This is a genomic window from Sphingobium sp. B2D3A, assembly GCF_025961795.1.
Classification (GTDB): Bacteria; Pseudomonadota; Alphaproteobacteria; order Sphingomonadales; family Sphingomonadaceae; genus Sphingobium.
On record NZ_JAOQOI010000001.1, the window covers coordinates 3,338,744 to 3,350,572 of the forward strand.

Annotated in this window: 5 protein-coding genes; all 5 read left to right on the plus strand. The window is 62.3% G+C overall.

The genetic code is table 11. The annotated features are described in order from the left end of the window. Positions 1 to 357: 357 nt before the first annotated feature. The gene (locus M2337_RS15570) at positions 358 to 3,471 is read left to right on the plus strand and encodes a TRCF domain-containing protein (protein ID WP_264570966.1); all 3,114 of its coding nucleotides are present in this window, start codon (positions 358 to 360) and stop codon (positions 3,469 to 3,471) included. Between the two features lie 431 nt (positions 3,472 to 3,902). Next, positions 3,903 to 6,284 carry an arylsulfatase gene (locus M2337_RS15575; protein WP_264570967.1) on the plus strand — a complete coding sequence of 794 codons (2,382 nt, stop codon included), beginning with the start codon at positions 3,903 to 3,905 and terminating at the stop codon, positions 6,282 to 6,284. A gap of 1,087 nt (positions 6,285 to 7,371) precedes the next feature. Further along, entirely contained in the window at positions 7,372 to 9,636 is a 2,265-nt protein-coding gene (locus M2337_RS15585; protein WP_264570968.1) for a TonB-dependent receptor, read from the plus strand. A gap of 5 nt (positions 9,637 to 9,641) precedes the next feature. Next, a complete protein-coding gene (locus M2337_RS15590; RefSeq protein WP_264572289.1) occupies positions 9,642 to 10,211 on the plus strand; it encodes a hypothetical protein in 570 nt (189 codons plus the stop codon). After that, the gene (locus M2337_RS15595) at positions 10,208 to 11,704 is read left to right on the plus strand and encodes a PepSY-associated TM helix domain-containing protein (RefSeq protein WP_264570969.1); all 1,497 of its coding nucleotides are present in this window, start codon (positions 10,208 to 10,210) and stop codon (positions 11,702 to 11,704) included. The genes M2337_RS15590 and M2337_RS15595 overlap by 4 nt, the downstream gene beginning before the upstream one ends. The last annotated feature ends 125 nt before the right edge of the window (positions 11,705 to 11,829 follow it).

Genomic DNA, 11,829 nt, shown 5'->3' on the forward strand with positions numbered 1-11,829 from the left:
AGTGCAACCGTCGCTAAGGGCGCGTTCACTTGCGGGGACACAAATCTGCCAGTCGATGGACCAGGGCAGTCTCAACATTGACAAGCTAGGGACCGATGCAGCGAAGGCGGCGCATCGTTGAACAACGTCGGGGAGTTCCGATCAGGATAATCAACATAAATCAGACTAAAATTGCTCGCGACCCTGCGACCAGGGGCGAATGTGCGCGTTTCAGGCTTCCTATCGTTCAGCGCAGGAGCAGACCCTGGAAGACTTTGCAGGCCGGATTGCGGCCGCGGCCACTGTGATCGCCGCTATGATGACCGCTGCCAATATCGGGCCGCGAATTGCGGTCGATCTTGTTGGGGAACACGCGAAATGAGCGGCGGGCATGGAGTGGGTGTACGGGCCCTGACACTATGGAAAGCGCTGCAAGCCGAGGACGTTCTCTATCTCGCCGATGATGAACAGGAAGCGGAGGCGCTGGCCGCCGCCCTCGGCAAGCTAGCGCCCGAGAACGTGGTCATCTTCTTACCATCAAGTGACACACTGCCCGGCGACAGTGCTCCTGCTTCACCTGCGAACATTGGGCAGCGTGTTGCCGCGCTGCGCATGCTCAGGCGCTCCATGAAGGCGGGCGGCGTCAAGCCCATCGCTGTGGTAATGAGCGGCGAAGCGGCGGCAAGGCTTTATCCGGATCCATCCGCCTTTAACGCTGCGCCGCCTACGCTGAGGGAGGGCGACAAGATCGATCCTGCGGGGTTTGCGCAGGACATGAACGCGATTGGCTATGTCAGTGACGACCGCGTAGACGAACCGGGCGAAATCGCGGTGCGGGGTGAAGTCATTGATATCTATCCGGCGGATGCCGGTGCGCCCGCTCGCATCGAGATTTCTGATGGGCAGATCGCCAGCATCCGGCATTACGACCCGGCGACCCAGCTTAGCACTGGAGATTGCGAAGCGCTGGAGATCGGCCGCGCGCTGGAGCCAACGGATGGTCGGCGTTGCAGCATTCTCGCTCATCTTCGGCCGGGGCGCCTGTTTCAAAGTGGAAAAGCCGACCAGCGCCGTCGTCGATTTGCTCGACTGGCAGCTGAGACAGGGGCCGAACAGCCGGCCGACGCCGTGGCGGAAGGTGAGTGGAGGGCGGGCGAAGAAAGCTGGAAGACAAGTGAGATTACCGATGCTCAAATCGAAGCCCTCCCCCGTTTCGCTGAGCAACGCGCACCACTCAACGCGATGGTCCGGTTTGTGAAGCCGCGGCTTGATTCCGGCGACCGATTACTGCTCGTTGGAAGCGAGCGGGATGTCCGATTCCTGCGGTCTCGCATCGCGCACAAATTGGGTCTCGAATTGCAGGACGTGGCCGATCTCGGTTCCGTTCTCGCGTCTCCGAAGTCGAGTGGTGGCGCTCTAATTGCGCCGATCGACGCGGGCGCGGTCGGAGACGGATTGATCATGCTGGCGGCCGCCGATCTCTTGGGCAGCCGGGCGTTGCTGAACGAGGCCCCGGAGACGGCATCGTCAGAAATTGCGCGCGCAGGCGGCGATATTCGCGTGGGCGATGTGGTCGTCCATGAAGACCATGGCGTCGCGCGAGTGCTCGGGCTCAATGCCGCGCCAGCCGAAGGCGGATCGGAAGCGATCATTTTGGAATATGCCGGCGGTACCCGCCGACTGGTGCCTGCCGGAGAGGCGGGGCGTATCTGGCGCTATGGCGCCGATGCGGACGCAGTAAAGCTCGACAAGCTTGACGGCACGAGCTGGACGAAGCGGCGTAGCGAGATAGACGAGGCGACGGCGGCCAACGCAAAGGCGCTTTTGAAGCTGGCGCAACAGCGCATGAATACAAAAGCCCCTTTACTGGAGCCGGAGGCGGCCGCCTATGAGCGCTTCGTTGCGACCTTCGCGTTCAATGAGACGGCTGATCAGGCACGGGCCATCGCAGCCGTGCGCGATGACCTTGCCAGCGGTCGTCCAATGGACCGACTGATCATTGGCGATGTAGGCTATGGAAAGACCGAAGTTGCCCTCCGGGCTGCGGCATTGGCTGCCCTTGCCGGGCATCAAGTCGTGGTCGCAGCGCCGACTACCGTGCTTGTGCGCCAGCACCTGGAAACGTTCGAGCGCCGCTTCGCAGGGCTGGGAGTCAAAGTCGCTAGCCTATCCCGCCTTTCGAGTGCGGCAGAGAAAAAGGTCGTCAAGGCGGGCTTGGCGGACGGATCGATCGACATCGTCATCGGAACCAGCGCGGTAATGGCGAAGGACGTGCGCTATGCGAAGCTGGGTCTCGTTGTCATAGATGAGGAGCAGCGTTTTGGTGCAGCTGACAAGGCGAAGCTGCGCGGCCGGGCCGACGTCCATTTGCTCGCGATGAGCGCAACCCCGATCCCGCGAACACTCCACCGGGCGATGATCGGACTTCAGCAGATTTCCGTCATCGCAACGCCGCCAGCGCGCCGCCAGCCGATCCGCACCAGCCTTGCCGAGCCGAACGACACGCAGATCAGAACGGCGTTGCTACGCGAGTGCTCGCGGGGCGGGCAAAGCTTCGTCGTCGTGCCACGGATCGAGGATCTCGCGCCCCTCTCGGAGCGATTGCGGCGCATCACGCCCGATCTTGTGCTGATCGAGGCGCATGGCAAGCTACCGGCGGCGGAGATTGACGCGGCTATGGTCCGTTTCGCCAATGGCGAGGGCGATATACTCCTCGCAACGAATATTATCGAGGCGGGTCTGGACGTGCCGCGCGCCAATACCATGCTCGTTTGGCACGCCGACCGTTTCGGCCTCGCCCAGCTTCATCAACTGCGCGGACGGGTCGGCCGGGGCAATAGGCGGGGACAGGTCATGCTGTTCACCGAGGGTGGGACGATTGCCGAGCAGACGATGAAGCGCCTGCGAACGCTTACGACTTACGACCGACTTGGCGCGGGATTCGAGATAAGTGCAGCAGACCTTGATCAGCGCGGCGCCGGCGATCTGTTAAGCGATGCTCAGGCGGGGCATATGAAGCTCATGGGCGTCGACCTTTACCAGCATTTATTCGAGGCGGCGTTGAGGGCCGCGCGCGGCGAGGATGACGGGCTTTGGCTCGCGGAGGTGAATGTTGGAACGGCCGGCGCGTTGCCCGAGGACTGGATTCCCGACGTCGACATTCGTCTGGGTCTCTATGTGCGGATCGCCAGGGCGAGCGACGAAGGAGAACTCGAAGCCTTACAAGAAGAGCTGATCGATCGGTTCGGCTCGCTCCCGGATGCTGCTGAGCGACTTCTTGCGGTCGCGCGGATCAAGCTGCTCGCTCGATTGGCCCAGATAGAGAGGGTCGACGCAGGACCTGCAGCAATTGCGCTGACCCCGGGCGGACGGCGCAGGAAGGTCCCGACCGGGCTGGTCCATAAAGACGGACGCTGGTTGCTCAAGGAGCGGATCGCTGAGGAAGAGCAACTGGAGCGGCTGGCAGGCGTGCTGCACGCCATCGCGCGATAATCGCATTGGTTGTGTCGTTGCGTTTCTTACACCCTCTGCGACGCGCTTTATAAGACCAGAGGGACGCTTGCCAACTTTTCATCTTTTGGGCTCCCTTGACTAATCCTGGCGCGGCGAGCGGGCTCCCCCGGGGCCACTACCGCCTCGCCAGCTGAGCCAGCCAGACCGGCCCGGAACTTATGCCAATCGACCTGAGCGAATGGCGGCTTTCGGAACACGAGCAACGTAGACCGCACGACCGCAAGCAAGGCGAAGGCACATGCTGCTTTCCAACGACAGGCTTGCTGGTGACGAGTAGTTAACGATCACCTACGTCCTACAGTGTGGAAACAACCTGCTGGACGTCGCTGCCATAGCCGTGCTGATGACGGGCCTGTGATTATATGTGAGGCGGAACGGCGCCAGCGGACTGAGGGATGGACGACATGATTATGAGCCGACTGATTTCGACGTCCTGCCTCACCTTCATCTGCGCAAGCAGCGCGGCGCTGGTGCATGCGCAACCTGCAGGGGCTGGACAAGCAGAAGTGCGATCCGCACCGGCCCAAGCGGCTGGCGCGATCCTGCCAACGCCGGAACAGCGCTTTGAAGGCAAGATCGGCCGTACGCTCGCGCAATCCGATCCGCCGAAATATGCGCCCTTGCCCAAGCCGCCGGCAGGGGCGCCGAACGTTCTGGTCATCATCACCGACGATGTGGGGTTCGGCGCCACCACACCGTTCGGCGGCCCGGTGCCGACACCGACCTTCGAGGCGCTCGCCCATGATGGGCTGCGCTACAACCGCTTCCACACGACCGCGCTTTGCGCACCGACCCGCGCCTCGCTGCTGACCGGCCGCAATCCGCATCGCGTCGGCTTTGGCGCCATTACCGAAATGGGCACGGGCTATCCCGGTTACACGACGATCCTGCCCAAGAGCGCAGCGACGGTCGGCGAGGTGCTGCGCCAGCATGGCTACGGCACGGCGTGGTTCGGCAAGAACCACAATACCCCGGAATGGGAACAGAGTGCCGCCGGTCCGTTCGACCGCTGGCCCAACGGGCTGGGCTTCGATTATTTCTATGGCTTCATGGGCGGCGCGACCAGCCTGTGGAACCCCTCCTTGTTCGAGAACCAGCTTCCGCTCGCCCGCGGAAATTTCCCGCCGGGCTATCATCTTGAGCGCGACATGGCCGATCACGCGATCGAATGGATCCGCATGCAGGGGATTTCGGCACCGGGTCGGCCCTTCTTCATGCTCTATGCACCGGGCACCTCGCACAGCCCCCATCATGCCCCGGCCGACTGGATCGCGCGGTTCAAGGGCCAGTTCGATCAGGGCTGGGACAAGATGCGCGAGCAAATTCTGGCGCGGCAGATCGCGGCCGGCGTCGTCCCGGCCGGGACCAAGCTGACGCCGCGCCCCGCCTCCATTCCCGCCTGGGACACGCTCGGCCCGGACGAGCGGCGGCTCTACGCCCGGATGATGGAGACCTACGCGGGCGCCCTCTCTTATGCGGATCACCAGATCGGCCGGGTCATCGAGACGCTGCGGGCGTCCGGCCAGCTTGAAAACACGCTCGTCATCTACATTCAGGGCGACAATGGCGGGAGCGGCGAAGGCGGCCTGAACGGATCGACCAACGACATCGCCGCGATCAACGGGATGCGCCCTGATCTCACGACAATGCTGGGCCAGATCGACAAGCTGGGCGGCCCGGAACTCTATAATAATTACCCCGTCGGCTGGGCCTGGGCGATGAACGCGCCGTTCCAGTGGACCAAGCAGGTTGCCTCCCATCTCGGTGGCACGCGCAATGGCCTGGTGGTGTCCTGGCCTGCGCGGATCAAGGCGCATGGCGAAGTGCGCACGCAGTTCCACCATGTCGCGGACATCGTCCCGACCATCTATGAGGCGGTGGGCATCACGCCGCCCGAGCAGGTGGATGGTGTGACGCAGATGCCGCTCGATGGCATCAGCATGGCCTATAGTTTCGGGCAGGCCGATGCGCCAGGCCGCCGCCACGAGCAGATTTTCGAACTGCAAGGCAATGCCGGCCTGTACCGCGACGGCTGGTTCCTCAGCAGCACCCCGACCCGCGCACCGTGGGATTTCGCCGGGCCCGGCGGCCTGCCCACCGACAATGGCTGGGAGCTCTATAATCTCTCCGAGGACTTCTCCCAGTCGCGCAATCTGGCGGCGAAGGAGCCGGAGCGGCTGAAATCGATGATCGACCAGTTCTGGGCGGACGCCAAGAGCGGGGACATTCTGCCGCTCGACAACCGCTCCTTCGCGCGCTGGTCGAGCCGCAATCGCCCCACGCTGCTGGCCGGGGAGACACGCTTCACCTACCAGCCCACGTCACGGCCGATCACCGGCCCCGGCTTCCCTGATCTGGCCGGCCGCTCGTGGCGGGCAGAGGCGGATATCGCCCTTGCGAAAGGCATACGCGCCGAGGGCACGCTGGTCATGAACGGCAGCCGTTATGGCGGCTGGAGCCTCTACATGACAGGCGGGCGACCGACCTTCCTCTACAAGGCCTCGGATTCACCCGGCGACATTCTGCGCCTGCAGGGCCCTGCCCTTCCCGCCGGCAAACACCGCATCTCAGTTGCGGTGACCGACAATGGGCAGGGCAAGCCCGGCGATGCCGTGCTGCACGTGGATGGCGTCGCTGTAGGCCAAGGTCAGATCAAGCGGACCATTCCCGCCATCATTCGCGGCGGCGGCGCTATCGGGCGCAGCTTCGACACGCTGGACGGCAGCTTCACGGCCCCCTTCGCCTTTAACGGGCAATTGGACAATGTGACGATCGAGGTGGTGCCGGAATAGATTGGATATTTGCAAAACGCTTGGGGTGTCGCGCGTCGCTCGTAGGACAAGGGCCAACAGCGCATGCAACACGTCAGCCGATACGTTCCATTAAAATGGTGCCGCAACATCGATCCCGAGTTCCAGCAAACGTCTAATAAAAGAGGGCAGGTTTCAGCGATCATTCGAGCGGTGAATGTCGGCTATGCCGGGGCTTCCACGCGCCTGATCAAGCACGGGCCAATGATAGGTTCGGGGAGAGCGAAGATATACGGTGGGCGCGATTGAAGGGTGACCTAGTGCCGGAGTTGTGGACGCGCAAATAGAAGCCCCCGTCGGAATAGATCTCCGCTCCGCAAGTCTCTCCAACGGGTTGACGTTGAATTTGTGTGGAGTGCGCATAAGCCGCCGGTATTGCAATGAATTAAGCCATAAAGTCGGCCGTGTTGCACACGATCTGCCGCAAACGGATAGGGAGCGATCACTGAGATGCAGGAACTGGCGGAGAGGGTGTACGCCAAAATTCTATGTTATTTAAAGACTATTTCCTGGCTTGCTTTCATGGTCATAAAAATCGTCATAAATTGGCATAGTGCGTTGGCACTAGAGCGTTACGCCGCCTTCGGTTGAGCGCTTCGTTGCGACCTTCGCGTTTAATGAGACGGCATCAGGCACGGGCCATCGCAGCCGTGCGCGATGATCTTGCCAGCGGTCGTCCAATGGACCGACTGATCATTGGCGATGTAGGCGATGGAAAGACCGAAGTTGCTCTCCGGACTGTGGCATTGGCTGCCCTGCCGGGCATCAAGTCGTGGTCGCAGCTCCGACTACCGTGCTTGTGCGCCAGCACCTCGAATCGTTCGAGCGTCGCTTCGCAAGGCTGCGCGTCAAAGTCGCTGGCCTATCCCGACAGAACGAGCCGCTGCCTCAGGAAATTCTTTCGGCGGGTTGCGCGTCCGGCTTTGAAGCGCTCGCAGTGCAAATCTGCTTCAGCAACCCCCATCCGATCCCGCTTTCGTAAAATTCAAACCGGATCGACATTCTTATTTGCGGTTGACTCGCATTAGCATTGCAAATACGCGCCCCCCATCAAAACCGCGGGGGCATCATGAAAACCAACTGGCTGCTATCGACTTCACTGCTCGTCACGCTTGCGAACCCCTCGCCCGCCCGTGCTGAAGCTGTCGCACCTGCTGATGAGCCCGTAGAAATCATTGTCACCGGGGAGAAGACTTCGCGTAGCCTGCAGGAAACGACGGCCTCCGTCGGCGTCGTGACAGCCTCGCGCCTTGCCGATGAAAATGTCCTCACGATCCAGGAAATCTACCAGCGCACGGCGAATGTCTCCGAGACTTACGGTGCATCAGGTTTCTCGATCCGGGGCATCGACCAGCGCGGCGTATCGGGCGGCGGCGACGCAGCCACGGCGACCGTATTTGTCGATGGCGCACCGGTTCAGCAGGATATTCTGTCCAATGGTCCGACGGACATGTGGGACGTCGCCCAGGTCGAAATCTTCCGCGGTCCCCAATCGACGATTCAGGGTCTGAATGCGCTAGCCGGGGCGGTGCACATTCGTACCCAGGACCCCACCTTCAATTGGAGCGCCAAAGGTCGGGCGCTGGTCTCTTCATTTGACACCACCCAGTTCGCCGTTGCGGGTGGCGGACCGTTGATTACGGACGAGCTGGCCTTCCGGGTCTCTGCCGAAAAGCGGGACTCTGATGGTTACATCTACAATCCGACTCGCCGGGCGCCTGAAAACCCGCTGGACTCGATCTCGCTGCGCGGCAAGCTCCTGTGGACGCCTTCAGCCTTGCCCGGCTTCGAGGCGCGGCTCAACTATCATCACTTCGAAACACAGGGTGGCTATCTGTTCGTCTACGTCGACCGGTCGAATGGCGATTATTTCGAGACGCGGACCAACCCCTCGGACTATCCCAACAGCAGCGATGTCAATAACGACCAGATAACGCTGGATCTGCGCCACGATCTTGGCAGCGGCCTCTCGCTCAGCACGCTCGGCACCTGGACGGACACGAACTTCATCCGGAAATATGATGGCGATTCCTCGGCGGCCAGCACAGCCTATAGCGACATCGCAGGCGGGGCGGAGACCTTCACCCAGGAACTGCGCCTCAATTATGAAAGCGGTCGACTAAGCGGGCTTGTCGGCCTGTTCTATTACAATCGCGACCAGTATCGGCAATCGCATCAGGTCACGCTCGTGCCAACGCCTGCCAGTACGATCGTCAATGCACTCACGCCCAGCCTTGGTGCAGCAACGGCGCAGCAGGTGGCGGGAATCTACACCGCCGCGTTGCCAAATATTCCGGTCGACTACACGTCGGACTTTCCAACTCAGGTCGAAACCATGGCGCTGTTTGCGGATGCCCGCTACCGCGTGACCGATCGGCTTTCGCTGATCGGCGGCTTCCGTTACGATCATGAGCGAAACAAGATCGGCGGCGAGGCCGTGGCGAGCTTCGTCGGCACTTTGCCGAACGCGGCGCTCTACCCGGCACCTCTGGATGGCGCGATCACCGCTCTGAATGGCTTCGTGCTCGGGCTGGTGAATGACGCCAATGGCTCGGCTCCCGTGGGAACGCGAAAGTTCAATGCATTTCTGCCCAAGGCCGGGGTTGAGATGGCATGGACTCCCGACCTCTCGACGGCGTTCGTGGCTCAGCGCGGCTATCGCTCAGGCGGCAGCAGCTTCAACACGGCGCGATCGCAGCTCTTTGCTTACGATCCGGAGTTTACCTGGAACTATGAGCTCTCTTTGCGTTCGTCCTGGCTCGACGGCCGGCTAACCGCCAACGCAAACGCCTTCTACATCGATTGGACCGAGCAGCAGACCACCGCCAATTTCGGCAACGGCACCTACGACACGCATACCGTCAATGCCGGCAAGTCGCACGTCTACGGGTTTGAGGTCGAGGTGGCGCATCGCGTCTCATCCGCCTTCGACTGGTATGCGAGCATCGGCCACACGCGCACGAAGTTCGATGAGTTTGTGACGGACGTCGGGTCGATCACCGACCTCTCGGGCCTCGAATTCCCCTATGCGCCCAAATGGACTCTTTCGGGCGGCGCCAATGTGCGGTTCGCCGATGGCTTCAATGCCAATGTCAACGCCAGCTACCGCAGCGCTGTCATGACGGATGTGTCGACCCCACAGGCGGAGAGCCGGGTCGGTGCCCGCACGCTCGTCAATGCGCGGATCGGCTATACCGCCGATCACTGGAGCCTGTCGCTCTTCGCCAACAACGTCTTCAACGAGAAATACGATCAGTACGTCAACGACTACACCGGTTTTGCCGTTATCGGCGCGCCGCGCAGCGTGGGTGTGGTGCTGGAAGCCGGGTTTTGAGTGACGTGGCATTTCCGGTCGTAATTGTCGCGATCATCGCCGGCAGCCTGGCTGGCTCATGGTCGCTGCGGCGCGCATGGCAGCTTAAAGCGGGCAAGGCGCTGTGGCGCCGGGCAGGCCTGGCATTGCTGGGCGCGACCCTGCTCTGGCCGGCGTGGACGCTGGGCGAGGCGCGGGGACCCTTTGTGGCCGTTACGCTCCTGTCTGTCACGGCGCTTGGCGTCATTGCCTCTGGATACACGCGGCGCCCGGCTCGCGCGCAACGCGCTAACCGGGAGGGGCTCGCACCCGAGCCCGCAGAACGGGCACCCAGCGCCTGGCGCACCACGTTGCGCTGGTCGCTCGCCGGCCCCATCGGCATGATCGCTGCAATGGGACTGGGGATCAGCTATGCCGTTTGGGCACCCGGCGAAATCCAGACGCGATTGCTGATCGGCGGTCTGATCGTGCCGCTGGCCTGGGGGGCAGCAATGGCATGGACCCTCGCCGATAGCCGCATTCTACGCGCCACCGCTGTGTTGGTGGGAACGTCCATTATCGGCTTCGGCGCGGCCATGCTGAAGGGACTGACATGACGACTCGCCAGACAAAGAAGATTGGCGCGGGCTTCCCCTCGCCGGATCTGGTGCGCGCAGTCCTCAAGGGCCACAGCGGTCTCGGCCTGGCTTTCGCTGCGCTGCTCTATTTGATTTGCCTGACCGGCACGATCGCCGTGTTCGCCAACGAGTTCTATCGTTGGGAGAACCCGCAGGTCGAGCGCATGGAAACCATCTCCGCGGATGCCGTTCAGGCAGCCTATCGCGCTGCGATGGATCGCGCCAAGGGGCCCGTCGAACACGTCTACGTTCTGATGCCCAGCAAGGATCGGCCCTGGCCGACCGTGCGGATCGACACCGAGGATGGCACGCGCACAACCTGGATCGTCGACAGCACGGGACGCATCACCGGAGCGTTGCGCGAAAGCTGGACCCATTTTCTCACCCGGCTGCACATCAATCTGCACCTGCCGCAACGCTGGGGCATCTTCATCGTGGGGCTGAGCGGCGTCGCACTGCTCTCTTCCCTGATCTCCGGATTGCTCGCTCATCCCCGCATCTTTCGCGATGCCTTTCATCTGCGGCTCGGCGGCTCGCGGCGGCTGCAGGAGGCCGATCTGCACAACCGCATCGGCGTCTGGGCTCTTCCCTTTCACGTCACGGTTTCGTTGACTGGCGCACTTTTGGGCCTGAGCACCGTCATCATCGGCGCGATTGGGCTTGCGGTGTTTCAAGGCGACACTGCCAAGGTCTACGCCATCTTTACGCCGCCCCATCCGGCCGAAGATACGCGCTCTGCCCCGCCCGTCGACTTGCGGCCACTGTTCGCGAAAGTCGCTGAACGAGCACCGGGTGCCCCGATCAGCTATTTAGTTGTCGAACATCCGACCGAGCAGGGCGCGGCCGCCATGTTCGAGGTCGAGAGTGGCACGTCCCGCATCGCCAGCAACGATGTGTACGCCTTCGACCGCGCAGGAACGCTCTATTACCAGCAGCGGGCCGCGCAGAATAATATCGGCCAGCAGATTCTGGGATCGCTCGGCCCGCTCCATTTTGGATGGTTTGGCGGCGGCATCGTCAAGATTGCCTATGGGCTGCTGGGTCTTGGCCTCACTTATCTTGCAGCGGGCGGGGTCCATATCTGGCTGGCCCGGCGGCGTGACAAGGGCAGGCCCGCCCCAGGCTGGGAACGTGTCTGGGCCGCAATCGTCTGGGGACAACCTCTGGCGCTGACATGCGCCGCCATCGCCGCGCTATTCACAGTAGTAGGAGCCGTGCCGATATGGACGTGGGGGACGATCAGCCTCGCGGCGCTGGCGGCAGCGGCTGTGGCCACGCCGGCGAGCTTGTCAGGGGTCGGACGCAATGGAACGGGCGCTCTGTTGATCGCCCTTGCAATCGGGCACGCAATTTTGTTCGGCGCCAATGACATGATGGCCCTGATCGTTGATGGTTCGCTCGCCCTCATGGGTGCAAGCTTGTTAGGCGTTTCGTCGTACTCGCGGACACGCCTGCAGGTGAAAAGCGCGTGAACGATTGGCAGGTTTGGATGGCGGACTATGAAGGGCTGAATCCCCGATCGGCTAGCGTAATCCGTCGCTTCAACCCTCTCATACCCTCATCATTCTCGGACGGTCCCTCGCGGCTTCGTTAATAG

What these genes read in the sequence shown, in the direction of transcription:
- M2337_RS15570 (WP_264570966.1), top strand. Translation starts at nt 358, where the DNA reads ATGAGCGGCGGGCATGGAGTGGGTGTACGGGCCCTGACACTATGGAAA.
- M2337_RS15575 (WP_264570967.1), top strand. Translation starts at nt 3,903, where the DNA reads ATGAGCCGACTGATTTCGACGTCCTGCCTCACCTTCATCTGCGCAAGC.
- M2337_RS15585 (WP_264570968.1), top strand. Translation starts at nt 7,372, where the DNA reads ATGAAAACCAACTGGCTGCTATCGACTTCACTGCTCGTCACGCTTGCG.
- M2337_RS15595 (WP_264570969.1), top strand. Translation starts at nt 10,208, where the DNA reads ATGACGACTCGCCAGACAAAGAAGATTGGCGCGGGCTTCCCCTCGCCG.